20 protein-coding genes are annotated in these 26227 nt (G+C 72.4%); 9 read left to right on the forward strand and 11 right to left on the reverse strand.

What is annotated here, in order from left to right:
* Positions 1–97 precede the first annotated feature (97 nt).
* Positions 98–649: a winged helix-turn-helix domain-containing protein gene (locus tag ACN9M0_RS09735; protein WP_366038055.1), complete on the forward strand. Its 552-nt coding sequence runs from the start codon at positions 98–100 to the stop codon at positions 647–649.
* Here the strand turns inward: ACN9M0_RS09735 and ACN9M0_RS09740 are convergent, their stop codons facing one another.
* Together ACN9M0_RS09740 and ACN9M0_RS09745 are read right to left on the reverse strand one after the other, a co-directional pair.
* The gene (locus ACN9M0_RS09740) at positions 650–2056 is read right to left on the reverse strand and encodes a PepSY-associated TM helix domain-containing protein (protein WP_426403435.1); all 1407 of its coding nucleotides are present in this window, start codon (positions 2054–2056) and stop codon (positions 650–652) included.
* A 51-nt stretch (positions 2057–2107) separates the two neighbouring features.
* Entirely contained in the window at positions 2108–2713 is a 606-nt protein-coding gene (locus tag ACN9M0_RS09745; RefSeq protein ID WP_426403436.1) for a hypothetical protein, read from the reverse strand.
* Between the two features lie 229 nt (positions 2714–2942).
* On the opposite strand from ACN9M0_RS09745, the gene ACN9M0_RS09750 reads away from it, so the two are divergent.
* The 5 genes from ACN9M0_RS09750 (at position 2943) to ACN9M0_RS09770 (ending at position 9502) form a co-directional block, all read left to right on the forward strand.
* Entirely contained in the window at positions 2943–3941 is a 999-nt protein-coding gene (locus tag ACN9M0_RS09750; protein WP_399696571.1) for an NAD-dependent epimerase/dehydratase family protein, read from the forward strand.
* A 115-nt stretch (positions 3942–4056) separates the two neighbouring features.
* Positions 4057–4857, forward strand: a complete 801-nt coding sequence (locus ACN9M0_RS09755; RefSeq protein WP_399696573.1) for a tyrosine-protein phosphatase — start codon at positions 4057–4059, stop codon at positions 4855–4857.
* Between the two features lie 409 nt (positions 4858–5266).
* Positions 5267–7480 (forward strand): hypothetical protein, encoded by a 2214-nt coding sequence (locus ACN9M0_RS09760; protein ID WP_426403437.1) that lies wholly within the window; start codon positions 5267–5269, stop codon positions 7478–7480.
* Between the two features lie 73 nt (positions 7481–7553).
* A complete protein-coding gene (locus tag ACN9M0_RS09765) occupies positions 7554–8438 on the forward strand; it encodes a metal-dependent hydrolase (RefSeq protein WP_426403438.1) in 885 nt (294 codons plus the stop codon).
* Positions 8438–9502: a PDR/VanB family oxidoreductase gene (locus tag ACN9M0_RS09770; RefSeq protein ID WP_426403439.1), complete on the forward strand. Its 1065-nt coding sequence runs from the start codon at positions 8438–8440 to the stop codon at positions 9500–9502. The genes ACN9M0_RS09765 and ACN9M0_RS09770 overlap by 1 nt, the downstream gene beginning before the upstream one ends.
* 4 nt (positions 9503–9506) lie before the next feature.
* On the opposite strand, the gene ACN9M0_RS09775 is transcribed toward ACN9M0_RS09770, so the two are convergent.
* On the reverse strand, positions 9507–9980 hold the full coding sequence (locus ACN9M0_RS09775) for a hypothetical protein (protein WP_426403440.1): 474 nt from the start codon (positions 9978–9980) through the stop codon (positions 9507–9509).
* Between the two features lie 37 nt (positions 9981–10017).
* Between ACN9M0_RS09775 and ACN9M0_RS09780 the strand changes: the two genes are divergently transcribed.
* On the forward strand, positions 10018–10743 hold the full coding sequence (locus ACN9M0_RS09780) for a TetR/AcrR family transcriptional regulator (RefSeq protein ID WP_366038045.1): 726 nt from the start codon (positions 10018–10020) through the stop codon (positions 10741–10743).
* On the opposite strand, the gene ACN9M0_RS09785 is transcribed toward ACN9M0_RS09780, so the two are convergent.
* Positions 10728–11060, reverse strand: a complete 333-nt coding sequence (locus ACN9M0_RS09785) for a 5-carboxymethyl-2-hydroxymuconate Delta-isomerase (RefSeq protein ID WP_366038044.1) — start codon at positions 11058–11060, stop codon at positions 10728–10730. The genes ACN9M0_RS09780 and ACN9M0_RS09785 overlap by 16 nt on opposite strands.
* A 53-nt stretch (positions 11061–11113) precedes the next feature.
* Here ACN9M0_RS09785 and ACN9M0_RS09790 point away from each other — a divergent pair, with 53 nt between their 5' ends.
* Positions 11114–11626: a GNAT family N-acetyltransferase gene (locus tag ACN9M0_RS09790; protein ID WP_426403441.1), complete on the forward strand. Its 513-nt coding sequence runs from the start codon at positions 11114–11116 to the stop codon at positions 11624–11626.
* A gap of 24 nt (positions 11627–11650) precedes the next feature.
* Here ACN9M0_RS09790 and pulA read toward each other — a convergent pair whose 3' ends face one another.
* The 7 genes from pulA to ACN9M0_RS09825 form a co-directional block, all read right to left on the reverse strand.
* Positions 11651–16939 (reverse strand): pullulanase-type alpha-1,6-glucosidase, encoded by a 5289-nt coding sequence (pulA, locus tag ACN9M0_RS09795; RefSeq protein ID WP_426403442.1) that lies wholly within the window; start codon positions 16937–16939, stop codon positions 11651–11653.
* 70 nt (positions 16940–17009) lie between these two features.
* On the reverse strand, positions 17010–18722 hold the full coding sequence (locus tag ACN9M0_RS09800) for a carbohydrate-binding module family 20 domain-containing protein (RefSeq protein ID WP_366038041.1): 1713 nt from the start codon (positions 18720–18722) through the stop codon (positions 17010–17012).
* A 122-nt stretch (positions 18723–18844) separates the two neighbouring features.
* Complete coding sequence (locus tag ACN9M0_RS09805) at positions 18845–19924, reverse strand: LacI family DNA-binding transcriptional regulator (RefSeq protein WP_366038039.1); 1080 nt, start codon at positions 19922–19924, stop codon at positions 18845–18847.
* The gene (locus ACN9M0_RS09810) at positions 19912–21585 is read right to left on the reverse strand and encodes a glycoside hydrolase family 13 protein (protein ID WP_426403443.1); all 1674 of its coding nucleotides are present in this window, start codon (positions 21583–21585) and stop codon (positions 19912–19914) included. Before ACN9M0_RS09810 ends, ACN9M0_RS09805 begins: the two co-directional genes overlap by 13 nt.
* A gap of 48 nt (positions 21586–21633) precedes the next feature.
* Entirely contained in the window at positions 21634–22506 is an 873-nt protein-coding gene (locus tag ACN9M0_RS09815) for a sugar ABC transporter permease (RefSeq protein ID WP_399701582.1), read from the reverse strand.
* Positions 22500–23513, reverse strand: coding sequence for a carbohydrate ABC transporter permease (locus tag ACN9M0_RS09820; protein WP_366038036.1), 1014 nt, complete (start codon positions 23511–23513; stop codon positions 22500–22502). The genes ACN9M0_RS09815 and ACN9M0_RS09820 overlap by 7 nt, the downstream gene beginning before the upstream one ends.
* Positions 23514–23532: 19 nt before the next feature.
* Positions 23533–24810 carry an extracellular solute-binding protein gene (locus tag ACN9M0_RS09825; RefSeq protein WP_426403444.1) on the reverse strand — a complete coding sequence of 426 codons (1278 nt, stop codon included), beginning with the start codon at positions 24808–24810 and terminating at the stop codon, positions 23533–23535.
* A gap of 336 nt (positions 24811–25146) precedes the next feature.
* Here ACN9M0_RS09825 and ACN9M0_RS09830 point away from each other — a divergent pair, with 336 nt between their 5' ends.
* Complete coding sequence (locus ACN9M0_RS09830) at positions 25147–26181, forward strand: LacI family DNA-binding transcriptional regulator (RefSeq protein ID WP_366038033.1); 1035 nt, start codon at positions 25147–25149, stop codon at positions 26179–26181.
* Positions 26182–26227: the final 46 nt, after the last annotated feature.

The following is a 26227-nucleotide window of genomic DNA, read 5'->3' on the forward strand; positions in this document are numbered from 1 at the left end:
CCCCGATCGGTACGGTCCGATCCCCGGCCTTCGGCCCACGCGCACGACGTACGAGACCTCTCCGTCCGTTTCCCTCGCGCGAAAGAGCTGACCTGCCATGGCCCACACCCAGAGCGCTTCCCTCACGGCCGTCCGTCCCGGCCGGCACCGACTGCGTGCCGTCGATCCGAACGAGGTCGTCGACCTCTCCCAGGTCGCGGACTTCCTGCCGCCCGGCGCCACCCTGCTGCCCGCGCCGCAGCACACGCTCCCGACGCTGCCGGGCCGTCCGCCGATGGTCGGGTACCTCGTCCTCGTCCCGGCCGATCAGCAGCCGCACCTGCCCGTGGCCCCCGCCCCCGCCCCGGCCGCCGTCGCGGCGGAGGAGCAGGGGCCGGTGACCATCGACGGCGTCCGGCGGATCGCCCTCGTCGACGGGCAGGCACTGGACCTGACCTACCTCGAATTCGAGCTGCTCGCCCACCTGGTGGCGCACCCTCACCGGGTGCACACGCGTGACCAGTTGGTCACGACGGTGTGGGGGTACGGGCACGTGGGAGACGGCCGGACGGTCGACGTGCACGTGGCCCGGCTGCGCCGCAAGCTGGGTGCCGAGCACCGCCACACGATCCAGACCGTGCGGCGGGTCGGCTACAAGTACATCCCCTGATCAGGCCGTTCGGGACCTCGCCCGGAGCCGGGAGACCAGCGCCAGGGCGAGGTCCACGGTCAGGAACAGCAGCAGGCTCAGACCGAGCAGCGGTACGAACCAGGCGACGAGCGCCGTCACCGCCACGAGCGGCAGCAGCAGCGTCACCGGAACCTTCCGCCACGCCCCGCGCGCCACCGGGCGGCCCGGACGGCGCAGCCACCACATGCGGTAGCCCCAGAGGATCAGCAGGATCAGGGCCAGCGCGAGCGCCGCGAGCGCCAGTTGGTTGAACAGGCCCAGGAAGACGCCGGTGTGCGCGTCGATGCCGATCCGGGTCAGCTTCGCGAGCAGCGGGTAGTCCGTGAAGCGCAGGTGGTCGAGGACCGTGCCGTCCGTCGGGTCCAGCGCCACCGAGTCCAGCTGGACCGGGAACTGCGTGTCGGTCTCCTTGACCACGTACCCCTTGCCCTCGGCGGGGAGCGTGATCGAGATCCTGGGGCTGTCGATGCCCGCCGCGCGGGCCGCCTCGACCGCCTTGTCGAGACCGATGTCCGCGCCCTGCGGGCTCGTACGCGTACCACCGTGGTGCCCGCCGCCGTGGCCCTCGTGCTCCGAGGACGGCGCCGCCCCCGCCGACAGCTTCGGCGTCGCTCCGCCGAGAGCGTCCTGGACGGTGCCGATGTTGTCGCCGGCGTACCGCGACCAGGTCAGGCCCGTGGCCGAGAGCAGGACGAGGCCGACCGCCGCCCACAGGCCGACCGAGCCGTGCCAGGAGAGCGTGCGGCGGCGGGACTTCGGGCCCCCTTCGGGCAGCAGGAGGGAGCGGCGGTTCTTCCGCCGCCGGCCGGCCCAGAGCAGGACGCCTCCGAGCGCGATCAACCACAGCCAGCTCGCGGCGATTTCGCTGTAGTTGCGGCCGAGGTCGCCGAGGTGCAGATCGCGGTGGAGCCCGTCGATCCAGGTGCGCAGCGGGAGGGCGCCGGAGCTGCCGTAGCTGGGCAGCTGTCCCCGTACGTCACCGGTGTACGGGTCGACGAAGACGGCCAGCGAAGTGCCTTCGGGGACGTCGGGGTCGGCCATCAGGACCCGGGTCGTCGCGCCGGGTTCGGCACCGGGCCAGACGGCGGTGACGGTGCCGTTCGGGTCGACCTTGCGGGCGGTGTTCACCTGCTGGGAGAGCGGGAGGGTGGTGTCGCCGACGGGGACCTCCAGCTCGTGCGCGTAGACGATCTTCTCCGCCGGGAAGGAGAGCGCGTAGAGCAGGCCGCTGACGGCGGCCACGAGGAGGAACGGGGCGACGAGCACGCCCGCGTAGAAGTGGAGGCGCAGGACGAGGGGGCGCAGGGCGCTCCAGGTGCCGGGCCGGGTGGGGAGCGACGGTGGCGCCTCGGGGGTTTCCGGGCGTGCGAGATCGTCGAGGGTCATGACGGACTGTCCTTGGAGTCGGTATGTCGACAGGGGGAAGCGACCCCCGGGTCAGACGTGTGCTCCGAGGGCCGTGGCGCGGGGTACGGACAGCCGGGGCGGGCCGCGCCGGGACAGGGTGTGCGCGAGGACGACGGCGTGCGGGCGGCGGGCGTTCCGCCGCACCCGGCGGACCGGGCGGCGCGGGGTCTGGGGGACGGGGACGAGGGCGCGCAGCAGGCGGAGTGGCGTGAAGGCGTACGCGAGGGCGGCACGGGCGAGCGCGAAGAACGCGGCTTCGCCATGGGCCAGCCAGAGGCCGCAGAGGAGCGCGGCGAGGAGGTGGACGGCGAGCATGCCGACGCCGGAGCCGGTGCCCATGGAAGGGGCGGTGGTCGCGGGGTCGGCGATGCCCATGGCCATGCCGTCCATGCCGGGCATGTTGTCCATGCCGTCCATGCCGTCCATGCCCGGCATCGCGTGGTGCATCCCCTGCGTGTACGGCGCCGTCGAGTGGCCCACCGTCGAGAAGAACAGATGGAGCGCGCCCTGGAACACCAGCAGCGCCCCCGCGATCGTGGACGTGCCCCGGCGCCGTCCGGCCGCCGCCCAGGCGGCCGCCGCCGTCACGGCGAAGGCGCCGGACAGCGAGGTCGCCGGGAGCTGGTGCGCAGACATGGACGAATGCCCCACAGCGGCCAAAGCCACGCACACGACCGCGAAGAGCGCGGCTCGCAGGGCGCGCAGGGGCGACCGGACATCCGTCATCGTCCGCAATGGTGTCATCCCGCCAGATGGCCGAACAGACCGCCCTGCACGCCCTCGTCGGCGCCGTTCCTCCCCTGGCGGAATCCTCCGGGAGCGGAACTCCCTGGCCCCCGCCTCCCCCGCCGGGCAGGCTCGGATCATGAAACTGCTGATGCTCGGAGGTACGGAGTTCGTCGGCCGCGCGATCGTCGAGGCCGCGCTCGAACGGGGCTGGGAGGTGACGGTCTTCCACCGGGGCCGCCACGAGGCCCCGGCGGGAGCCGTGTCGCTGATCGGGGACCGCACCGCCCCCGACGGACTCGCCGCCCTCGCGACCGGCTCCTGGGACGCCGTCGTGGACACCTGGTCGGCCGCGCCCTCGGCGGTACGGGACGCGGCCCGGCTGCTCGCGGACCGGGTGGGGCGGTACGCGTACGTGTCCAGCCGCTCCGTGTACGCCTGGCCGGCCGCCGCCGGGATCGCGGAGGACGGCCCGCTGGTGGAGGGCTCCCCGGACGACGGGGACGTGCCCTACGCCGAGGCCAAGCGCGGCGGCGAACTCGCCGCCACCGCCGCCTTCGGGGCCGACCGGACGCTGCTCGTGCGCGCGGGCCTCATCCTCGGCCCGTACGAGAACGTGGGCCGGCTCCCCTGGTGGCTGGGCCGGATCGCGCGCGGCGGCCCCGTCATCGCGCCCGGGCCGCGCGCGACGACGGTCCAGTACATCGACGTCCGCGACCTCGCCGCATGGACGCTGGACGCGGTGGCGGCCGGGCTCTCGGGGCCGTACAACCTCGTCTCGCCGCCCGAACACGCCACCATGGGCGAGCTGCTCGACGCCTGCGTACGGGCGACCGGGGCCGACGCCGAACTGCGCTGGACGGAGCCGGAGGCGCTCCTCGCGGCCGGGGCGGCGCCCTGGACGGAGCTGCCCGTGTGGCTGCCGCCGGGCGAGATGTACGACGCGATGCACACCGCCGACGTCTCCCGGGCCCTCGCGGCCGGGCTGCGCTGCCGGCCGGTGGAGGAGACGGTCGCGGACACCTGGGCGTGGCTGCGGTCGCTCGGCGGCGTCGCACCCCAACGCCCGGACCGCCCCGGCGCCGGCCTCTCCCCGGAACGGGAGGCGGAGGTCCTGGCAGCGCTCACGAAGGGGTGAGAGTGGGAGGGGTGGGGGCGGCCCACACCGGCGCCCTGAGGCGGGCGAACCTGCTCGAATCAGGGCGATCCACTAACGTCGACACGAACATGCACGAATCGGAGGAGTCGACGCCATGCCCGCCATCCCCGCCACCTCCGTCGCCAACCTCCGTGATCTCGGCGGCCTGCCGCTCGGAGACGGGCGCGCGGTCCGGCCCGGCCTCGTCCTCCGCTCCGCGCAGCTCGACCGGCTCGACCCGGCCGAACCCCCGGTCGCGGGCCTCGGCATCCGCACCGTCGTCGACTTCCGGACCGCCACCGAGCGCGACGACCGGCCGGACCGGCTGCCGCCCGGCGCCCGGCTGCTCGTCGCGGACGTCCTCGCCGACTACCTGGCCGGCAGCGGACTCCCGCCCGCCGCGCGCCTGAAGTCCCTGCTCGCCGACCCGGCGCTCACCGAGGAACACCTCGGCGGCGGCCGGGTCCGGGCGGCCTTCGCCCGGACCTACCGGACCTTCGTCTCCGGCGACTCCGCCCGCGCCTCCTACCGGGCCCTGCTCGGCGAACTGGGCACGCCGGGCGCGGGGCCGCTGCTCTTCCACTGCTCGGCCGGCAAGGACCGTACGGGCTGGGCGGCGACGGTCGTGCTGTCGCTGCTCGGCGCGGACGAGGAGACGGTGCGGGCGGAGTACCTGGCGGTCAACCCGGCGGTGCGGCTGGCGTTCGCGCCGATGATCGAGGGCTTCACGGCCCAGGGCGGCGACCCCGAGCTCGCGCTCGAACTGATCGGGGTCCTGCCGGAGTACCTGGACGCGGCGCTGGAGGAGGTGGCGGTGCGGCACGGGTCGATGGAGAAGTACGTACGGGAGGGTCTGGGCGTCCCGGACGAGGTGACGGAACGGATCCGGGAACGACTGACGGTGTCGTCGGCCTGAGGCGCGACCCGTTGCGCGCGCCCGCTCCCGCCGGGGCTGCGCCCGTGCCGCTTTTGTTGCGGTCCGCCGCCTCGCCGTTGTGGGCAAACGTTCCGCTGGGGCGAAACGGGTGGGCACAGCGGACGGCGCCCCGTGCCGGGCCCAGGCTTCCGCGCCCTGACCCGCACCAGGTACGCGCCGTGCAAGGTGGTGCGGGTGCAGGCACGGAAGGCGGAGGCGCCCGCGGAGGGCGCCGTCCCGTGTGCCCACCCGTCCCGCCCCAGCGGGACGATTGCCCACACGGGCGGGGGCGCGGGCGCGTGCCTGCACGGGCGGGTGGGCTTCGTGCCTGCCCGCACGGCCGTTCGCGCGCCCGCCCGCTCCGCGCCGTCCGGGGTGACCATCGGAAGAATCGCTCGTTCTGCTGAACGTGAGCACCCAGGATCTCGTTCCCTCCCCCGTGGGCCCCCTCGACGTCGAGCAGGCCGAGGCCGCCCTCGTCGAGCGGTATCCGCGGCTCGTCCGTATCGCGTATCTCGTCCTGCCGCCGGCCCTCGGCCGCAACCGCCGGGTGCTGACCGCCCACGCCCTCGTCCAGCGGTCGCTGCCCCGCCGCCGGGTCCCCGGCCCGGCGCTGCCCGGGCCCCGGCAGGCCGAGGACGCCGTGGATCCCGGCTACGCGTACGTGCGGGGCGAGGTTCTGCGGCAGGCGCTGGTCGCCGGGCTGCCGCTCCGGCGCCTCGCCCTGCCGCACCGGGCCCAGTTCCCGCCGCTGCTGCCGCACGTGTGGGGGCTCCGGCTCTTCCCCCGCGTGGGCGGCGCCGACGAACTCGCCCTGGACCAGCGGCTGTCCCGGCTCTCCGGGCCCGGGCGCGCGGCCTACGTGCTCCGCGGTCTGGAGCGCCAGGGCGACCCCGAGGTCCTGCGCGTCCTGGCGGCGGCGGGCGTCGACGACCCGGCGGCCGCCCTGGCGGAGGCCGACGCCATGGATGCCCTGGATGCCATGGACCCGACGGAGGACCCGACCCCCGGCCCGGCCCGCGTGGGCGGACGGCCCGGGCCCGGGAGGGCCGCCGGAGGCCCCGGCGCGCCCGCGAGCGACCTCGACGGCGTCGAGGGTCCGGGAACCCGCCCCGACCGGGTCGGCGAACAGGGCGGCCCGGGAAGGGGCGGCGGCCTGTCGGCGAACGGCCTCGGCGCCGTGGGCCGAACCCCCCGCGCGGGCGGGCCCCACGACTCCGACGGACCTGGCACCCCCTCGGCGCCCAAGACCCCACGGCCCTCCCCGCGCCTCAGTGGTGCCGCCCTCCTCGAGTCGGACGAGTTCGATCCCTGTGCCCTGCAGGCGCGCCCCACCGATCTCATGCGGCGGCGACAGCACGCCCGCGCCGCGTTCGTCGCCGTCGTGGCGCTCGCGGTGTGCGGGACGCTGCTCGGGCTGCCCGGGGACGGCTGGGGCAGAAACGGTGCTGCTGCGCCCTCGTACGCCCGTAACCCCGCCGCCGAGGCCGCCCTCGACCCCGGGGCCGTCAAGCGGGTGGGCCCCGACGTGTGGCCGGGGGCGACGCGGCGGGACTTCTCCACGTGGCCCGCGCGCGGCGGGCTGACCGGCGACAGCGCGCTGCTGCGGCGGGCGCTCGCCGTGTGGGCCCGGCCCGGTGGCTCCGTACGGTCGTCCGCGACACCGGGGACGCCCGTCGGCCCGCCGATGGGGTCGCCGCAGCTGCTGTTCGCGGGCCGGGTCGACGCCATGCGGGTGGTGCTCTTCCACGACGGGCTGCGGGCCGTGCGGTACGCGGAGCCGGCCGAGGGGACGACGGGCGCCGCGCTGGACTTCGCGCGGACGGACGCGGCCGACACGATCGGTTCGGCGGCGCTCGTCGTCTCGCGCGCTGCGGGCAACGTCCGCTATCTGACGGCCCCCTGGGTGCGGGAGACGGCCGTACGGGACCTCCTCGCGCCCTCGAAGGGGCCGCGGCCGCTGGTGCGGGACGCCGACGGGGTGACCGATCCCGTGCCGAGCCCCGCGCGGGCCGGCGCCTGCACCCGCTGGAACACGCTCCAGGTGCGGGACGGTTCGGGGCTGCGGCTGCTCACCGACCTCGGCGAGCTCGCGCCCGCGCGGCTGCTGTGGGGGCCGCCCGCCGCGGCCGTGGACGCGACGGGGGCGGAGGCCCGGCAGGCGTGGGCGCGGACGGCGTGCCAGCTGACGGAGGTGCGGGCGCACGGGGTGCGCTCGGTGAACGCCTGGCGGTTCGCCCGGCAGCCGCTGCCGGAGGGCGCCGGGCTCGGCACCTGGCTGTGCACGCGCGCGGAGACCTGGCGGGGCACGGGCAGTCGGGTCCTCGCCCAGTTCCTGGTCCCGTCGCCCGAGGTGCCGGCCGCGCTCGCGGCCCGCTCCGAGGGTTCGCCGGCCTGCGGGGTGCGGGATCCCCGGGTCCTCGCGGGCGTGCTGTGGCAGGCGCCGGGGGGCGGTTGGTACGTGGTGGCCGCCGGCACGGAGGAGTTCACCGCGCTCGACCTCTCGCACGGGGTGACGGGGCGGTCCCAGGGCCGGTTCCTCGCGGTGAAGGCGGCGCCGGGCAGCCGGGCGGACCTGACCGGCACGCTGAAGGGCGGGACGCGGATGGCCGCCCTGAGGTGACCGGCGGTAACAGGAGCAAAAAGAGGCCGCACAGGCCTGTTGCCGGCCCCTTACCCCTCAGTACATTGACGTCATGTCTAATACGCAGCCTGCACCGGTGGCGTCGGAGCACGTCGAGCTCAAGGCCCGCAAGGTCTCCTTCGACTGGGAAGAGACGCCGCTCCACTGGGTACCGGGCGACCCCTTCACCACGCACACCATCAACGTGCTGCACCTGCTGCTCCCGGCCGGCGAGCGCTGGTTCGTCCACGTGTACAAGCAGGCGCTGCCGTACATCACCGACGACCGGCTGCGCGAGGACGTCATCGGCTTCATCGGCCAGGAGGCCATCCACTCCCAGGCCCACGACGACGTCCTCCCCCACCTGCGGAAGCTGGGCCTCGACCCCACCCCGTACACCGCGCAGGTCGACTGGTTCTTCGAGAAGCTCCTCGGGGACCGGACCCTGCCGCCCGGCCGCCCGCGCCGCTGGTGGCTGATGGAGCGGGTCGCGCTGATCGCCGCCATCGAGCACTACACCGCCTTCCTCGGCGACTGGATCCTCAACGCCGACGCGCTCGACCGGGCCGGCGCCGACCCCACCATGCTGGACCTGCTGCGCTGGCACGGGGCGGAGGAGGTCGAGCACCGCGCGGTCGCCTTCGAGCTGTTCATGCACCTCGACGGCGGCTACCGGCGCCGCGCCCGCACCTGGGCGCTCGCCTTCTCCGCGCTCGTCTTCCTCTGGCAGCGGGGCATCCGCTTCTTCATGGAGAACGACCCCAGCCTGCTCGACCCGAAGGCCTCCTTCGCGGACTTCGTCCGCAAGGGCCGGCAGGGCATGCTGCCCTCCACCCCGGCCATGCTGCGCTCCATACCCCGCTACCTGAGCCGCGCCTACCACCCCTCCCAGGAGGGCGACACCGCGCAGGCCATGGCCTACCTGGCCTCCTCCCCCGGCGCCAACGGAGGCCGCTGATGCCCCGGTTCACCACCGTCACCCTCGTCGCCGGGGCCGCGCTGCTCCTCCGCCGCGCCGTCCGCAGCCGCATGTCCACGGCCCCGCTCTGGCCGATGCCCGCCCTCGACGAGCCCGTGTCCGGGTACGGGCGGGGCAGCACCGTCCCCCGCAAGGTCCTGGTCACCGGCCGCGCCACGCCCGCCGAGGGCGTCGTCGAACTCCGCCTGACGGGCGACGGGCTGCCCTCCTGGCAGCCGGGCGCCCACGTCGACCTCGTCCTGCCCTCCGGACTCGTCCGGCAGTACTCGCTCTGCGGCGATCCCTCCGACACCGGTACGTACACGGTGGCGACCCGCCTCATCGAGGAGGCGCAAGGCGGCCGGGGCGGCTCGCGCGAGGTCCACGAGCAGCTCCGCGAGGGCGTGGAGATCGAGATCCGGGGGCCCCGCAACCGCTTCCCGCTGGTCGACTCCCCCGCGTACGTCTTCGTCGCCGGCGGCATCGGCATCACTCCCGTCCTGCCGATGCTGCGCGCCGCCGAGGCGGCCGGGGCGGACTGGCGGCTCGTGTACTGCGGGCGCAGCCGGGCCACGATGCCGTACCTGGCGGAGATCGAGGCGCTGGGCGCGGGCGGCCGCGTGACCGTCGTCGCCGAGGACGAATCCGGATTCCCCGAGCTGGAGTTCCTCGCGGACCTGCCCGAGGGGACGGCCGTGTACTGCTGCGGTCCCGACGGCCTGATGGACGCGGTGGGCGCGGCGATGCCGGAGGGCCGGGCGCCGCGCCTGGAGCGCTTCACCGCCGCCGCGACGACCGGCGGCACCGCCTTCGAGGTCGAACTGCGCCGCTCCGGGCGCACGTTGACGGTGGCGGCCGACCAGTCGCTCCTGTCGGCGGTCCGCGAGGAGCTGCCCGGCCTCATGTACTCCTGCCGGCAGGGCTTCTGCGGGACCTGCCGGCAGCGGGTCCTGGAGGGCGAGATCGACCACCGGGACGAGCTGCTCACGGACGCCGAGCGGGACGACTCGATGCTGATCTGCGTCTCGCGCTGCGCGGGGAAGCGGCTCGTCCTCGACCTCTAGGCGGTCAGGGCAGGACCAGCCAGTCGAGGGCCAGGGCGGTGAGGAGGCCTCCGGCCAGGAGCCAGGTGCCGAGGCGCGTGCGGCCGTTGCGGGAGAGCTCGATCACGATCCCGCAGAGGATCATGGCGAGTCCGTACACGCCGACGACCAGGACGGACGTACGGCTCGCGAGGCGGATGACCAGCACCACGGCCAGGGCGACCAGGAGTACGGACGCGGCGGCGACGCGCAGCCGCCGCGCCTGCTTCGGGGTGAGTCCGGAAGCGGGAGCCTCGGAGGGATCGGTCTCCTCGGACCCCTCGGACTCCTCGGACCCCTCAGACCCCTCGGACTCCCCGGGCTCCTCGGCGTCCTCCGACTCCCCGGAGGGCTCCGGGGTTTCAGGGGATTCGGGGTTCGCCGGGGCCTCTTCGGTCTCGCGGGGCTCGTCGGCCTTCCGGGCCTCGGCCGTCGGGGTGTCCTGGTCGGAAGCGCTCATGGGGCAGGAGCGTAACGGACGCGGTTAGGCTGTTCGTATGACGACCGGGGTACGCCGCAGGATGGGCGTGGAGGAGCGCAAGCAGCAGCTGATCGGGGTGGCTCTCGAACTCTTCAGCCACCGCTCTCCCGACGAGGTCTCCATCGACGAGATCGCCGCGGCCGCGGGCATTTCGCGGCCGCTGGTCTACCACTACTTCCCCGGCAAGCAGAGCCTGTACGAGGCGGCCCTGCGACGGGCGGCGGACGAGCTGGCGGCGAGGTTCGTGGAGCCGCCGCGCGGACCGCTCGGGGCGCGCCTGTTGCGCGTGATGGGCCGGTTCTTCGACTTCGTGGACGAGCACGGTCCCGGTTTCGCGGCGCTGATGCGCGGCGGGCCCGCGGTGGGCTCGTCCACGACGAACGCGATGATCGACGAGGTGCGGCAGGCCGCGTACGAGCAGATCCTGGCCCATCTGGAGGTCGAGAAGCCCTCCGCCCGGCTCGAACTGGTCGTCCGTTCCTGGGTGTCGCTCGCCGAGTCGACGGCGCTGCTTTGGCTGGACGGCCGCCGGGTCCCGCGCGCGGAGCTGGAGCTCCAGCTCGTGCACGACTTCGCCGCGCTGGCCGCGGTGAGCGCCGCGTACGACGCGGAGATGGCGGAGATCCTGGTCGGCATCCTCGCGGACGAGCCGGCCGACGGTCCCTTCGGGGACCTGGTGGCCCGCCTCGCCGCGCTCGTCCCGCCGGCGTCGCCCCTCGTGCCCGATCAGCGCTTGCGGTAGGAGCCGTCGAGGTCGCGGACCTCGACGGAGAGCCTGACTCCCTCGCCCGCCTTGAGGTACGCGGGCAACAGGTCGAGGACGGCGTCCGAGAGCCGCGCCTTGGCCTCGTCCGTGCGGCCGGGCAGCAGGGCGATCTCGACGTGCACGATGACGTCATCGGTCGCTCCGTCGGCGACGACCAGCTCCTCGACCTCCCGGAACCGGGTCTTGCAGGAGTCGAGCGTCGCGTCGACCGTCTCCACGACGAGCGGGTGCAGGGCGCGCGCGAAGCCGCGCCGGTCGAGGGGCGCGGAGTAGTCGACGGTGATCTGCGGCATGAGGGGCACTCCCGGTGAAGTGGATGTCTGGCCACAGCTTTACGGTGATCGTCATGACCACACAAGTGACCTTCCGGCAGGCGGACGAACGCGATCTCGACCTTCTGGTGGGGTTGTTCGACGGGGTGGCGCGCTGGATGGTGCGCAGCGGTATCGACCAGTGGAAGCCGGGGGGCCGGGGCGCCGGGCACTTCCGTACGCGGATCGCCGAGGGCGAGGTGTGGATCGCCGCGCACGAGGGGCGGGCCGTGGGGGCGTACGAGCTCTGGTGGGAGGACCTGGAGGTGTGGGGGCCGCAGCCGCCGGAGGCCGGGTACGTGCACCGGCTGATGACCGACCGGGAGGCGGCGCCCGCCGGTGCGGGGCGGGCGCTGCTCGCGCACGCGGAGGCGCGGATCGCCGCCTCGGGCCGGACGCTGGCGCGCCTCGACTGCGAGGCGCGCAATCCGCGCCTGGGGACGTACTACGAGGGGGCCGGGTACACGGCCGTCGTCCCGCACCTGGAGAAGGTCGGGGCCGACGGCCGTCGGTACGCGGTGCGGCTGATGGAGAAGGTCCTGGCGTGACGGTGGCCACGCCAGGGTCTGGGATCAGCGGGCCTTGAAGACGGCGACCGTCCGCGCCGGGACCGTGAAGGTGCCCGTGGCCGGCTCGTACGCGGCCGACTTCACCACGGTGTCGGAGCCGCCGGCCTGGACCGGGTGCAGGCGGTAGCCCTTCCCGGCGAGGTCGCCGATCTTCTGCGTGGTGCCGTCGGGGGTCGCGTTGAGGACGACGACCAGGTCGCCGAGGCGCATGGTGATCACGCCGGGGGTCTCGTCGCGGCCGGAGAGCGGGAAGGACAGGGCGTCCTGGACCCGGTCCGCCGTGGCCAGGGAGAAGACCGGCTCGGTGGTACGGATCTTCTGCAGGTCCCGGTAGGCGGCGGAGGCGCCGTCGATCTGCGCGCAGCCGACCGTCAGGGCCGGGTTGACGAGCAGCGGCTTGCCGTAGCTCCACTTGGCCTTGTTGTCGGCGGCCGGCGGCAGGCCGCGGCCGAAGCCGTTGCCGTCGCGGCAGTCCCAGTGGATGGCGTTGAACCAGTCGCCGCTGTCGAAGGAGTTGCGGTCCAGGGACTTGGAGCGCAGCAGGTCCGAGCCGGCCTGGGAGAGCGCCGGGCCCTGGGAGAGCGTGGCCGTCGCCATGGCGAGGACCTGCATGCGGGCGCGGTCGGCCGGGGACGTGTCCGCCGGCAGCTTGAAGGCGAGCGCGTCGTACAGGGACTCGTTGTCGTGGGCGTCGGTGTAGGCGAGGGCGTCGCCGGGGGCGGCGGCGTACCCGGCGGGGGCGCCGTTGTAGTCGACCTCGGAGCCCTTGACCGTGCGCCCTGCGGTGTCGGTGAAGGAGTAGGAGGCGAGGTTGCCGGTCAGGCCGACCTTGATGAGGTCCTGGTAGTGCAGGAGGCGGGCCTTCTGCTGCTCGGCGGTGCCGTTGGCGGCCGACGCGTTCGGGTCGGTGTAGAGGCCGGAGGCGAAGCCCTGGACGCCGGGGTCCTCGTCGAAGGGGCCGCCGCCGCGGACGGCGTCGCGGGCCCGGTCGGAGAAGGTCGCGATGCCGGTGCCGGCCATGTTCTTCTGGGTGGCCTGGACGAAGCGGGCGTCGTCGGCGATCTCGCCGAAGTTCCAGCCCTCGCCGTAGAGGACGATCGCCTTGCCGTCGACGCCGTCCTCGGCGAGGGTCAGCTCGTCGAGGGCCTTGCGCACGGCCAGGATGTTGGCCTTCGGATGGTGGCCCATGAGGTCGAAGCGGAAGCCGTCGACCTTGTACTGCTTGGCCCAGGTGACGACGGAGTCGACGACGAGCTTGCCCATCATGGCGTTCTCGGGCGCGGTGTTGGCGCAGCAGGTGGAGGTGGCGACGGAGCCGTCGTCCTGGAGGCGCTGGTAGTAGCCGGGCACGATCCGGTCGAGGACGGACTTGTCGGACTGTCCTGCGGCGACGGTGTGGTTGTAGACGACGTCCATGACGGTGCGGAGTCCGTCGCCGTTGAGGGCCTGGACCATCTGCCGGAACTCGACGGTGCGGCGGGTGCCCTCGGGGTCGGTGGCGTAGGAGCCCTCGGGGACGGTGTAGTGCAGGGGGTCGTAGCCCCAGTTGTAGGCGTCCTTGGCCGCGGCGGCGGCGACGCAGGCCTGCTGCTCCTCGGAGTCGGGGGCGTAGACCTTCAGGTCGCAGGCCGGGGCGGTCTGGTCGGACTTCTTCTCGGGGATGGTGCCGAGGTCGAAGGCCGGGAGCAGGTGGACGTAGGAGGTGCCGGAGGCGGCGAGGTCGCGGAGGTGCTGCGAGCCCTTGCTGTCCTTGTCCGTGAAGGCGAGGTAGGTGCCCTGGTGGCCGGCCTTCGCCGTGGGGTCGGCGATGGAGAAGTCGCGGATGTGGAGTTCCTGGATCTGGGCGTCGCGCAGCGGCACTGCGGCGGGCTTCTTCAGGTTCTTCCAGCCGGTGGGGGCGAGCTTCGGGTCGGTGAGGTCGACGGCGAGGCTGCGGGCGGAGTCGGTGGTGAGGGCGGTGGAGTAGGGGTCGGTGACCCGGTTCTCGACGACCTTCTGGACGGTGGGGGCCCAGACCTTCACCACGTACCGGTACGGCTTGCCCGCCCAGCTGCGGGGGCCGGTGACCGACCAGACGCCGGAGGCGGGGTCGCGCCGCATGGGCACGGTCTTCCCGTCGAGTTCGAGGGCGACGGACTGGGCGGTGGGGGCCCACAGGGAGAGGGTGGGGCGGCCGTCGCGGAAGACCGGGCCGAGAGCGGCCCGCGTGGCCTTCGCCGCGTACAGGTCGTCGAGGATGCCGGCCGTCTGGACGCCGGTGGCGGCGAGCAGGGCGCCGTTGGCGGCGCGCTGGGTGGCGACGAGCTGGCCGCGCAGGGAGTCGCGGACCCGGTCGGCGTCGCGCGGGTCGACGGTGAAGGCGGGGTAGTCCTTGAGGTGGGGGTACTTCGCCTTCTGGGCCTCGCTCAGGGAGGACGGGGTGAGCCGGAGCCACTGGCCCTCGGTGTTCAGGGCGCCGTCGGTGACGGTGATCCCGCCGTCCTTGGCGTACACCAGCTGCTGGCTGGTGGCGTCGGTGGTCTTCACCTTCCAGACGACGGTGTTGCGGTCGATCCACTGGGCCTCGGCCTTGCCGAGGTCGAGGTTCGGGGCGCCGCCGACGGTCGGGAGGAGGTACTTGGGCTGTCCGGAGAGCAGCCAGACCTCGTGGCCGTAGGTGGCGAGGTCGAGGGACTGGTCGGTGGGCAGGTCCTTCTCGTCGCCCTTGTGGAGGATGTACGAGAGGGAGCTCGCGCCCTCGGTGAGCGGGACCTCGTAGACCGCGCCGTACGCGTCGACGCGGACCGGCAGGAGGGGCTTGGACCAGTCGGTGGGCTGGGCGGCGCCGGTCCAGGTGTGGAGGCCCCAGCCGTCGTAGTTCCCGTCGGCCCGCTGGTAGTGGATGACGGCCTTGGTCTTGTCGGGGGTGGCGGGGGCCGGGTTCGTGTCGGACTGGCCTTCGGCGCCCTGCGTGATCCAGACCTCGCCGGTCCGGCCGAGGTTGATGCTGCGCTGCGGGCCGTCGGCCGTGCCGTCCTTCTCGACGGTGTACGTGAGGGTGGAGGCGCCCTCGGGGACCTTGACCCAGGCGAAGGCGCCGTGGGCGTCGCGGCCGGTGAACGCGGCCTCCTGGCCGGCGGCCTTCAGGGTCCAGCCGTCGTAGTTCCCGTCCTCGCGCTGGTAGTGCACGACGGCGTACGCCCGCTCGACGGCGACCGGCTTCTCGGGGGCCGGCGGCGCGCCGGCCGTGGTGGCGGCGAGGGCGCTCGCGGTGCGGCCCGCGGCGTCGACGACGACGGCCTTGTAGCGCAGGGCGGTGCCGGCGGGGGCGGTGACGTGCTGGGTGACCTTGTAGGGGGCGTGGTCGGCGGTGCCGAGGGTCTGCCAGCGGCCGTCGCCGACCTGGGCGGCGAAGACGACGCGGTTCAGGCCGCCGCCGGTGACGTCGGCGGAGAGCTCGACGGTGCCGGTGGAGCCGGCGGCGGGGGCCTTCAGCGACACGGTGGGCTTCGTGGCGGGGGCCGCGAGCGGCGCGTCGGCCTTGAGGACCAGCGAGGAGAGGGCCGGGACGGTGACGGTGGCCTTGCCCTGGGAAGCCGTGACGGCGCCCTGACCCCCGTACAGGGCACGGAAGGCGGCGGAGTCGACGGGGACGGTGACGGTCTTCGGCTCGGTGGCGCCGTTGACGGCGACCAGGTACTCGGTGCGGGTCTTCGGGTCGGTGCGGGTGAAGGCGTAGACGGAGCCCTCGGCGTACCGCTCCCGCTGGACGCCGTCGCGGAGGGCGGGGTTCTCCCGCGTGAGCTTCGAGAGCGCGGCGATCGAGCGGTACAGCGGGTGTGTGGTGTCGTACGCGTCGGTGGCGTGCGTGCGGTCGGTGCCGAGCTGGTCGTCGTCGAGGTAGTCGGCGGTCTTCGAGGCGAAGAGGGTCTGGCGGGCGTCCTTGTCGCCGCCGGGGCCGGTGAAGCCCTGCTCGTCGCCGTAGTAGATCACCGGGTTGCCCCGGGTGAGGAACATGAGCTCGTTGGCGAGCCGGTCGCGGCGGACGAGTTCGTCGTCGGACGCGTTCGGGTTGTCCTGCTTCAGGAAGGTGCCGATGCGGCCCATGTCGTGGTTGCCGAGGAAGGTCACCTGCTCGTAGGCGTTGGCCTTGTCGGTGGTGTACCGGTAGTCCTCGGCGAAGACCTTGGCGAGGCGGTCGGCTCCGGCGCCCTGGGAGGCGAAGGCGCGGGCCGCGTCCTGGAAGGGGAAGTCGAGGGTGGCGTCGAGCCGGCCCCGGGTGACGTACGGGGAGGTGACGGTGGTGTCGGCGGAGTACACCTCGCCGAACATGAAGAAGTCCTCGCGGCCCTGCTCCTTGGCGTACGCGTCGAGGGCGGTGGCCCACTGCGTCCAGAAGTCCAGGTCGACGTGCTTGACGGTGTCGATGCGGAACCCGTCGATGTCGAAGTCGCGGACCCACTTCTCGTAGATCTTCTTCATGCCGTCGACGACCTCGGGACGCTCGGTCCACAGGTCGTCGAGACCGACGAAGTCGCCGTACTCGGCGGACTCGCCGGCCCAGGTGGAGTCGCCCCGGTTGTGGTACATCGTCGGGTCGTTGAGCCAGGACGGGACCTTGCCGCCGGTCGTGGTCGGCGTGTACGGGAACGAGTCCGCGTCCACCTTCCCCATCGCGGCCCGGTCGTCGAAGGGGCGGCCCGAGGCGTCGAGGTAGGGGTAGGCGCCCTTGGGGCGGTAGCCGTACTTCTTCTCCGCGTAGTCGACGGTGTCGGCGGTGTGGTTGGTGATGACGTCGAAGAAGACCTTCATGCCCTTGGCGTGGGCGGCGGCGATCAGCTTCTCCAGGTCCTCGTTGGTCCCGAAGTGCGGGTCGACCTGGGTGAAGTCGGTGATCCAGTAGCCGTGGTAGCCGGCGCTTGCGTCCTTGCCGGTGCCCTGCACGGGCCGGTTCTTGAAGATCGGCGCCATCCAGATGGCGGTGGTGCCGAGGCCCTTGATGTAGTCGAGCCGCTCGGTGAGCCCCTTGAGGTCGCCGCCCTGGTAGAAGCCCTTGTCGGTGGGGTCGAAGCCGGTCTCCGTGCGGCTGCCGGTGAGGCCGCCGCGGTCGTTGGAGGCGTCGCCGTCGGCGAACCGGTCGGGCAGGACGAAGTAGAACTGCTCGCGGGTGAGGTCCTGGCGGGCCGGCTGGGCGGCGAGGGCCTGGTCGGAGGGCGGGGCGGGCGGGCGGGGTGCGGCCGTCGCGGGGACGGCGGGCACGAGGGCGGCGCACAGGGCGGCGGCCAGCGCGACCGCCGTTCTCTTGCGTATCAAGGGGGTGCTCCCTGGAGGTACGGGAAGAGAGGGCCGCCCCGGCGGGGCGGCCCTTGCAGGGGGGGGAGGCTCAGTTGCGGAAGGTGTCGTTCAGGACGATCTGGCCCGACGACGGGACCGTGGCGGTGCGGTTGGCACCGGACTCCCAGGTCACGTTCCCGGCCGCGTCCTTGCGGACGTACTTGTACTCGAAGGCCGTTCCGGCGGGCAGGGACACCGTCAGCTTCCAGACGGGGTACGAGGCCGGGTCGAGCTTGAGGGCGGAGGCCGGGGCCCAGTTGCCGAGCTCGGGGCGGTTGCCGGTGACGTAGATGTTCTGGCCGGTGACCGTGGTGGCGTTCACGTTGAAGGAGGCGCCCGCGGTGGCGGGGGGTGTGGTCGGCGGCGTGGTCGGGGTGGTGCCGCCGCAGTTCGTGGCGTTCACGTGCAGGGCGAGCGCGGTGTTCGCGGCGAGGGTGGCCGTGAACTGACCGGAGGAGTTCACCGTCACGGCGGTGTTGCTCTGCACGTCGCAGTAGCCGCCGGCGGGCAGGGAGGTCTGGAAGGTACGGGTGAGGGCCGAGGACTCGTGGTTGATCGCCACGTACGCCTTGGAGCCGCGGCCGAACGCGATCGCGTTGCCGCCGTTGTCCCACCAGTCCGTGACGGCCTGCCCGCGGGCGGTGTTGCGGAAGGCCACCATGGAGGAGATCTCGCGCCAGGCGTGCTGGCACTTCCAGCCGTCGCTGTAGCAGGCGTTCACCTGGCCGCCGTTGGGCGGGCCGGCGTCCTTGTCGGTCCACTCGTAGCCGGAGTGGACGTCCGGGGAGCCGTAGGGCCAGGCGAGCATGAAGACGGAGGCGAGGGTGTAGTTCGCGCCGTCCTTGTAGTTCAGGGTGTCGCCGCCGCGCTCGGTGTCGTGGTTGTCGACGAAGACGCCGGACTGGCCGGAGGGCATGTAGCCCCAGGCCTCGCCGAAGTTCTTGAGGTAGGCGAGCTTCTCGTTCTGCAGGACCCGCTTGAGGTCGCGGGCGTAGCGGAACTCCTGGACGTCGCCGTTGCCGAGGTACTCGCTCGGGGAGACGGCCTCGCCGGCGCCGTAGATGGCCTCCTGCTTCCAGAAGACGGAAGGATTCGTCAGCCGGGACTTGATGTTGGCGAGGTCGGTGGCCGGCATGTGCTTGGCGGCGTCGATGCGGAAGCCGTCGACGCCGAGGGAGAGCAGGTCGTTGAGGTAACCGGCTATCTTCCCGCGGACGTAGTCCTCGCCCGTGTCGAGGTCGGGGAGCTGGACCAGTTCGCAGTTCTGGACGTTCGCCCGGTCCTGGTAGTTGGAGATGGCGGACCGGCAGTCGTCCATGTCCGAGCCCGAGTAGAGGCCGGGGTAGTCGTACTTGGAGAACGGGGTCCCGCCCGTTCCCGTGCCCGAGCCGTTCGCCATGTGGTTGATGACGGAGTCGGCGACGACCTTGACGCCCGCCGCGTGGCAGGTGTCGATCATGTTCTTGAAGGCGGTGCGGTCGCCGAGTCGTCCGGCGATCTTGTAGCTGACCGGCTGGTACGAGGTCCACCACTGGCCGCCCTGGAGGTGCTCCTGGGGCGGGGACACCTGGACGTATCCGTATCCGGCGGGGCCGAGGCGGTCGGTGCACTCGCGGGCGATCGAGGCGAAGTTCCACTCGAACATCACCGCGGTGACGTCCTTCTCGCCGGGCGGGGCGGCCTGCGCCGGGGCGTTGCCCGTGACGGCCGCAGCGGCTCCCGCCACGAGGGCGAGTGCAGCTGCCACGGTCTTTCTGGCCATGCTTCCTCCTGCTGACTTCACTGTCGCAAGAAGTTGCCGCAAATGTCAGCAACTGTTTTCAGCCGTGACCGTACGAGTGCCCCGGCGCCCGGTCAACCCTCCGAACACCCCGACGCAAGTTGTTACGGAAGGACTTGCGGAAGCCGGCCGGGCGGCTGCGCCGTGGAGCCGCGCACCACCAGCTCCGGCTGGAAGACGAACTCCGTGCGCTGCACCGGATTCCCCTCGATCTCCTCCAGGAGCGCGCCGACGGCCGCCGTCGCCATGGCCTGGACGGGCTGGCGCACGGTGGAGAGCGGCGGGCTGGTGAAGGCGATGAGCGGGGAGTCGTCGAAGCCGACGACGGAGACGTCGCCGGGCACGTCGAGGCCGCGGGCGCGGACCGCGCGGATGACGCCGAGCGCCATCAGGTCGGAGCCGCAGACGATGCCCGTGCAGCCCTCGCGGAGCAGGATGTCGGCGGCCGCGTGCCCGCCCTCGACGCCGAACAGCGTGGGTCTGATGAACCGTTCCGCGTCGGCGCGTTCGACGCCGAGGAGCTCGTACAGCTCGGCGGTGAAGCCCTCGGCCTTGCGGCGCGAGGGAACGTACCGGGTGGGGCCGATGGCGAGGCCGATCCGCTCGTGGCCCAGCTCGACCAGGTGCCGGACGGCCATCCGGGCCGCGGCCCGGTCGTCCGGGGAGACGAAGTTGGCGTCGATGTGCTCGTTGTAGCCGTTGATGAGGACGTACGGGACGCCCCGGGCGGCGAGCCGGGCGTAGCGCGCGGGGTCGGCGCTGGCGTCCGCGTGCAGCCCGGAGAGGAAGACGATGCCGGCCACCCCGCGCTCGACGAGCTGCTCGACGAGTTCGTCCTCGGTGGCGCCGCCGGGCATCTGGGTACAGAGCACCGGGGTGTAGCCGTGCCCGGCGAGGACCTGTTCGACGACCTGCGCGAAGGCCGGGAAGATCGGGTTGGTCAGCTCGGGCACGACGAGCCCGACGAGGCCCGCGCTGCGGCGTTTGAGCCGTACGGGACGCTCGTAGCCGAGCACGTCGAGCGCCGCGAGCACCTTGTGCCGGGTCGCGCCGGCCACCCCCGCCTTGCCGTTGAGGACGCGGCTGACGGTGGCCTCGCTGACCCCGGACTGGGCCGCGATGTCCGCGAGCCGCGGGGCGCCGTTCCCGGCGCCCCGCGGCAGGGGGATCGTCACACCGCCCACCAGACGGTGGTGTCGGCGGGCAGCTCCACCGTCCCCTCCACGGCGGAGCTGTCCACCTCCTCGTTGGAGAGGAGATACCGGCCGGGCAGCGGGACGGTGATGGCCCGGCCGGTGGTGTTGGCGGTGCAGACGAAGCCGTCGCGGCGGAAGGAGAGCACACCCTCGGGTGCCTCCAGCCACTCGACGGCCTCGCCCGCACCGAGCTCGGGGCGCTCGCGCCGCACGGCGAGCGCGCTGCGGTACAGCTCCAGGGTGGAGCCGGGGTCGCCGGTCTGCGCCTCGACGCTCAGGGCGCCCCAGGTCGCGGGCTGCGGCAGCCAGGAGCCGCCGTCGCCGAAGCCGTACGAGGAGCCCTCGACGGTCCACGGGATCGGCACCCGGCAGCCGTCGCGGAAGCCGTCCTGGCCGCTGGCCCGCCAGAAGGACGGGTCCTGGCGGACCTCGTCGGGCAGGTCGGTGACGTCGGGCAGGCCGAGCTCCTCGCCCTGGTAGACGTACGCGGAGCCGGGCAGCGCCAGCATCAGCAGGGTCGCGGCGCGGGCGCGGCGCAGGCCGAGCTCGCGGTCGCCGGCCTCGCGGAGCTGGGTGCCGAGGCCCGCCGGGTTGGCGAAGCGGGTGGCGTGCCGGGTGACGTCGTGGTTGGAGAGCACCCAGGTGGTGGGCGCGCCGACCGGGCGCATCGCGTCGAGGGAGGCGTCGATGACGGCGCGCAGCTCGTCGGCGTCCCAGTGGGTGCCCAGGTACTGGAAGTTGAAGGCCTGGTGCATCTCGTCGGGGCGCACGTAGTTCGCGGTGCGGGCGACGGTGGGGGTCCAGGCCTCGGCGACGAGGACGCGCTCCCCGTCGTACTCGGAGAGGACCTTCCGCCAGGAGCGGTAGATCTCGTGGACGCCGTCCTGGTCGAAGAAGGGCATGACGTCGTTGCCGAGCAGCCTCAGCTGGTCGTGGGCGCCGAGGTCGGGCAGGCCCTCGGCCTTGACCAGGCCGTGGGCGACGTCGACGCGGAAGCCGTCGACGCCCATGTCGAGCCAGAAGCGCAGGATGGAGCGGAACTCGTCGCGGACGGCCGGGTGTTCCCAGTTGAAGTCGGGCTGCTCCGGGGCGAAGAGGTGGAGGTACCACTCGCCGGGGGTGCCGTCCGGGTTCTCCGTGCGGGTCCAGGCGGGGCCGCCGAAGATGGACTCCCAGTCGTTGGGCGGGAGTTCGCCGGTGGCGCCCTGGCCGGGGCGGAAGTGGTAGCGCTCGCGGAGCACCGAGCCCGGGCCCTCGCGCAGCGCGCGCTGGAACCACTCGTGCTGGTCGGAGGAGTGGTTGGGGACCAGGTCGACGATGACGCGCAGGCCCAGTTCGTGGGCCTCGCGGATCACGGCGTCGGCGTCGAGGAGCGAGCCGAACATGGGGTCGATGGCCCGGTAGTCGGCAACGTCGTAGCCGGCGTCGGCCTGCGGCGAGGCGTAGAACGGGGAGAGCCAGACGGCGTCGACGCCGAGCTCCTTGAGGTACGGCAGCCGGCTGTGGACGCCCTCCAGGTCACCCATGCCGTCGCCGTTTCCGTCGGCGAAGCTGCGCGGGTAGACCTGGTAGATCACGGCGTCTCTCCACCAGCCCGTGTGCGTGCCGGTGGAAGGGGCGTCGGCCGGGGCGGCGAGATGCTGGGTCATGTCTTCCCTGGGAGGTAAGGAGGGGCGTACAGATGGGGCGTTCAACCGTCAGCCCTTGACGGCACCGGCCGACATGCCGGTGACCAGGTGCCGCTGGGCGAAGAGGAACACCAGGGCGGCGGGGACGGCGATGAGCACGGAGGCCGCGGCCATCGGGCCCCACTGGGCGCCGTACTGGTTGACGAACTTCTGCAGTCCGCCGGCGAGCGTGAGGTTCTCGTCGCCGACCATGAAGGCGGAGGCGTAGGCGACCTCGCCCCAGGCGGTGATGAAGGAGTAGAAGGCGGTGACCGCGATGCCCGGCTTGGCGAGCGGCAGGATGAGCCGCCAGAAGGTGCCGAACGGGTTGAGGCCGTCGACGTAGCCGGACTCGTCGATCTCGCGCGGGATGGTGTCGAAGAAGCCCTTCATCATCCACGCGCAGAAGGGGACGGCGATCGTCAGGTACGTGATGACGAGGCCGGCCGGCTGGTTGAGCAGGCCCATCGACGCCATGATGTTGTAGATCGGCACGATCAGGACGGCGACCGGGAACATCTGGGTGATGAGCAGCGTCCACATCAGGCCGCGCTTGCCGGGGAACCGGAAGCGGCTGACGGCGTAGCCCGTGGTGGCGGAGATGAACACGCCGACGACGGTGGTGAGGCCGGCGACGAGCAGCGAGTTGCCGAACCAGGTGAGGAACGGGGTGTCGTTCAGCAGGTTCGTGTAGTTCTCGAGCGTCGTCTCCTTGAAGAAGTCGGTCGTCGTCGCGAACTGCGCGGGCTTGAGCGAGGTCAGCAGGACCCAGAGCACCGGGAAGACGGCGATCACGGACGCCACGATGAGGGTGACGTGCAGGCCGACCGAGGCGAGCGGCGAACGGCGGCCCCGGATCGGGGTGTTCAGGGTCTGGGGGGTGGGGGTCGTGGTGGTCACCAGACTTCTCCCTGCTTGCGGAGGACGCGCTGGTAGAACGCGGCGAAGACCATCAGGAGGACCAGGATGAGGACGCCCCACGTGGACGACTGCGCGAAGTCGCGCGGACTGACCTCGAAGGAGAACTTGTAGGCCTGGGTGACGAGGATCTGGGTGGCCTCGCCGGGCCCGCCCCGGGTGAGCAGGAAGATCACCGGGAACATGTTGAAGGTCCAGATGGTGCTCAGCAGGATCACGGTGGTGCTGACGGACCGGAGGCCGGGCATGGTGATGTGCCGGAACCGCTGCCAGGCGCTGGCGCCGTCCATCTCGGCGGCCTCGTACAGCTCGCCGGGGATGGACTGGAGGCCGCCGAGGAGGGCGACCATCATGAACGGGACGCCGAGCCAGACGTTGGTCGCGATGACCGAGATCTTGGCCCACATCGGGTCGTTGAGCCACGGGACGGCGTCGATGCCGCCGCCCGCGAGGACCTTGTTGAGCAGGCCGTTGTCCTGGTTGTAGAGGAAGCGCCAGGCGAAGACGGAGACGAAGCCGGGCACGGCCCAGGGCAGGATGAGCAGCAGCCGGTAGACGGAGCGGCCGGCGATCTTCCGGTTGAGGATGTTGGCGAGGCCGAGGCCGAGGGCGAAGGTCAGCGCCACGCAGGACACGGTCCAGACGATCGTCCAGCCCAGCGTCCCGAGGAACTGGCCGCCGGTGATCGCGTCGGCGTAGTTGTCCAGACCGACGAACTCGTAGGTGGCCGGGATCTGGTTGACACCGATCGACCGCGCGACGTTCCGCTCGTTGGCGTCGGTCAGCGACAGGTAGATGCCGCGGACCAGCGGGTAGCCGATGATCACGGCGATCACCACGGTCACCGGGGCGACCATCGCCCAGGCGTACCAGTGGGTGGAGAGGGAGCGCTTCGGCGCGCCCCGGTGACTGCCAGTTCCGCGGCTCCGGCCGCGGGCGACGTCGTCGCCCGCGGCCTTCGCCACCGACTGGCTGGGGGTGTCCACAGCCATCAGCCGGCCTGCCTTCCTGTTACTTCCAGTCCTTCAGGAGCTTGCGGTAGCCGTCGCCCACCGTCTTGGCTCCCGTCTCCGGGGCGGTCTGGCCGGTCAGGACCTTGGTGTACTCGGTGACGAGCGGCGCGAAGAGGCTGCCGGTCTCCGGGATCCAGGGGCGCTCGACGGCCTTGTCGACGACCGGCTTGAAGAAGGTGATCATCTCGTTGGTCGCGACGTCCGGCTTGATGTAGACGGACTCGCGGGTCGGGAGGAGGCTGAGCTCCGTCGAGATCTTCGCCTGGGTCTCGGCCGAGGTCATGTACTCGGCGAAGGCGTAGGAGGCGTCGAGGTTCTTGGAGCCCGCGTAGACGGCGAGGTTGTGGCCGCCCTGCGGGGCGCCCTGGCCGCCCGAGCCGGCCGGGACCGGGGCGATGCCCAGGTTGGCCTTGTCGGCGAACTCCTTGCCGGCGTAGGTGTCGGCGACGGCCCACGGGCCGTTGATCATCATGGCGACCTTGCCGTCCTTGAAGGCCGTCTGCATGTTGTTCCAGCCGTCGGTCGCGTCGGTCTTGGCCGCGCCGGAGTCCACCAGGTCCTTGACGACCTTGAAGGCCTTCACGCCGGCCGGGCTGTCGACGGTGATCTTCTTGTTGTCGGCGTCGACCAGGTCGCCGCCCTCGCCGTACAGGAAGGAGAGGAACCAGTAGGCGTCGTCGCCGCGCAGGTAGAGGCCGGTCTTGCCGGTCTTCTGCTTGATCTTGGCGGAGACGGACTTGAGCTCGTCGATGGTCTTGGGGACCTCGACGCCGGCGTCCTTGAAGATCTTCTTGTTGTAGAAGATGCCCATGGAGTCGATGACCTGCGGGACGGCGTAGGTCTTGCCGTTGTACTTCGTGGAGGCGGCGGCCTGGTCCAGGAAGTCGTCGGCGTTCTTGAGCGCGGGGGTGCCGTCGAGCGGGGCCAGGTAGCCGAGGTCCGCGAACTCGGGGGTCCAGGCGACCTCGGAGCGGATGACGTCGGGGGCGCCGGAGCCGGACTGCGCGGCGTTCTTGAACTTGTTCTGCGCCTCACCGAACGGCACGTTCACGTACTTGACGGTGACCTTGGGGTGCTGCTTCTTGAAGTCCTCGGCGACCTTCTTGAAGACCTTGTCCTCGGAGCCGACCGTGGAGGTGTCCCACCACGTCACCGTGCCGGAGAGCTCGCCCGAGCTCTTCGAGCCGCCGTTGGAACCGCTGTCGCTTCCGCCGCACGCCGCCAGGGTCACGCCCAGGGCCGCCACCAGCGCGGTGGCCGCTATGCCACGCCGCATGTGAACTCCTTCAATGGATCCCGGGGGGACGAGGGGCTGGAACCTTCCTCATGCGACCGCTCCCTCGCGGCGCTCCGGGTTGCCAGGAACGTAACAGGGATGAAAACGCGCCGAAAGAGCTTGCGAGAACTTTCTGCAAGGACCGGCGATCGTTACATCCGCGTGTCCCGAAGGTTGCCGAAGGATCGCTTGACAGGGCACTGCGGGGCCTTTTCGCACCCGAATCACCCCCGAAAGTCGCCCGCAAGGCCTGCAAGAGCTTGCAGGCGGACAGTGAGCAAGCGGCTACGGCGTAGCGGTGGGCAATACGCCCCGTGACCGGTACAGTCCATCCTCATGACCGCGCGGCTCTCCGACATCGCAGCCCAGGCGGGGGTCAGTGAGGCCACAGTCAGCCGCGTGCTCAACGGCAAGGCGGGCGTGGCCGCCGCCACCCGCGAGTCCGTCCTTGCCGCGCTCGACGTGCTCGGCTACGAGCGCCCCGTACGTCTGCGCCAGCGCAGCGCGGGGCTCGTCGGCCTCATCACCCCCGAGCTGGACAACCCGATCTTCCCGGCCCTCGCCCAGGTCATCGGGCAGGCCCTGACCCGGCAGGGATACACGCCGGTCCTCGCCACCCAGACCCCCGGCGGGTCCACCGAGGACGAGCTCACCGACATGCTGGTGGAGCGCGGCGTCGCCGGCATCATCTTCGTCTCCGGCCTGCACGCCGACACCACCGCCGACATGACGCGCTACGACCAGCTGCGCGGCAAGGGCGTCCCGTACGTCCTCCTCAACGGCTTCTCCCCCAAGGTCCAGGCGCCCTTCGTGTCGCCCGACGACCGGGCGGCGATGCGCCTCGCGGTGACGCACCTCGCGGCGCTCGGGCACACCCGGATCGGTCTCGCCGTCGGCCCGAAGCGGTTCGTGCCGGTGCTGCGCAAGATAGAGGGCTTCCAGCAGGGCATGCAGGAGCGGCTCGGCCTCGGCCCCGAGGAGTCCGAGGAGCTGATCCAGCACTCCCTGTACACCCTGGAGGGCGGGCAGGCGGCGGCGGGCGCGCTGATCTCCCGCGGCTGCACCGCGGTCGTCTGCGCGAGCGACATGATGGCGCTCGGCGCGATCCGGGCGGCCCGGCAGCAGGGTCTGGACGTCCCCCGGGACGTCTCGGTCGTCGGTTTCGACGACTCTCCGCTCATAGCCTTCACCGATCCGCCGCTGACGACGATCCGGCAGCCGGTGCAGGCGATGGGGCAGGCGGCGGTCCGCGCGCTCCTGGAGGAGGTGGGGGGCACTCCGGCCCCGCACTCCGAGTTCGTCTTCATGCCTGAGCTGGTCGTTCGCGGTTCGACGGCCTCGGCGCCGTCGCCCGCGCGCACTCCTTCCTGAGGTGGAGCGGGTGCACCCGGAACCCGACTGCGGGATGATCGGTCGG

The organism is Streptomyces sp. R-07 (assembly GCF_049913175.1).
Taxonomy (GTDB): Bacteria; Actinomycetota; Actinomycetes; order Streptomycetales; family Streptomycetaceae; genus Streptomyces.

Excerpts from the sequence above, each read along its gene's own strand:
- ACN9M0_RS09735 (WP_366038055.1), top strand. The coding sequence starts at position 98 with ATGGCCCACACCCAGAGCGCTTCCCTCACGGCCGTCCGTCCCGGCCGG.
- ACN9M0_RS09765 (WP_426403438.1), top strand. The coding sequence starts at position 7,554 with ATGTCTAATACGCAGCCTGCACCGGTGGCGTCGGAGCACGTCGAGCTC.
- ACN9M0_RS09770 (WP_426403439.1), top strand. The coding sequence starts at position 8,438 with ATGCCCCGGTTCACCACCGTCACCCTCGTCGCCGGGGCCGCGCTGCTC.
- ACN9M0_RS09755 (WP_399696573.1), top strand. The coding sequence starts at position 4,057 with ATGCCCGCCATCCCCGCCACCTCCGTCGCCAACCTCCGTGATCTCGGC.
- ACN9M0_RS09750 (WP_399696571.1), top strand. The coding sequence starts at position 2,943 with ATGAAACTGCTGATGCTCGGAGGTACGGAGTTCGTCGGCCGCGCGATC.
- ACN9M0_RS09745 (WP_426403436.1), bottom strand. The coding sequence starts at position 2,713 with ATGTCTGCGCACCAGCTCCCGGCGACCTCGCTGTCCGGCGCCTTCGCC.
- ACN9M0_RS09785 (WP_366038044.1), bottom strand. The coding sequence starts at position 11,060 with ATGCCGCAGATCACCGTCGACTACTCCGCGCCCCTCGACCGGCGCGGC.
- ACN9M0_RS09825 (WP_426403444.1), bottom strand. The coding sequence starts at position 24,810 with ATGCGGCGTGGCATAGCGGCCACCGCGCTGGTGGCGGCCCTGGGCGTG.
- ACN9M0_RS09830 (WP_366038033.1), top strand. The coding sequence starts at position 25,147 with ATGACCGCGCGGCTCTCCGACATCGCAGCCCAGGCGGGGGTCAGTGAG.
- ACN9M0_RS09775 (WP_426403440.1), bottom strand. The coding sequence starts at position 9,980 with ATGAGCGCTTCCGACCAGGACACCCCGACGGCCGAGGCCCGGAAGGCC.
- ACN9M0_RS09820 (WP_366038036.1), bottom strand. The coding sequence starts at position 23,513 with ATGGCTGTGGACACCCCCAGCCAGTCGGTGGCGAAGGCCGCGGGCGAC.
- ACN9M0_RS09810 (WP_426403443.1), bottom strand. The coding sequence starts at position 21,585 with ATGACCCAGCATCTCGCCGCCCCGGCCGACGCCCCTTCCACCGGCACG.
- ACN9M0_RS09780 (WP_366038045.1), top strand. The coding sequence starts at position 10,018 with ATGACGACCGGGGTACGCCGCAGGATGGGCGTGGAGGAGCGCAAGCAG.
- ACN9M0_RS09790 (WP_426403441.1), top strand. The coding sequence starts at position 11,114 with ATGACCACACAAGTGACCTTCCGGCAGGCGGACGAACGCGATCTCGAC.
- ACN9M0_RS09740 (WP_426403435.1), bottom strand. The coding sequence starts at position 2,056 with ATGACCCTCGACGATCTCGCACGCCCGGAAACCCCCGAGGCGCCACCG.
- ACN9M0_RS09800 (WP_366038041.1), bottom strand. The coding sequence starts at position 18,722 with ATGGCCAGAAAGACCGTGGCAGCTGCACTCGCCCTCGTGGCGGGAGCC.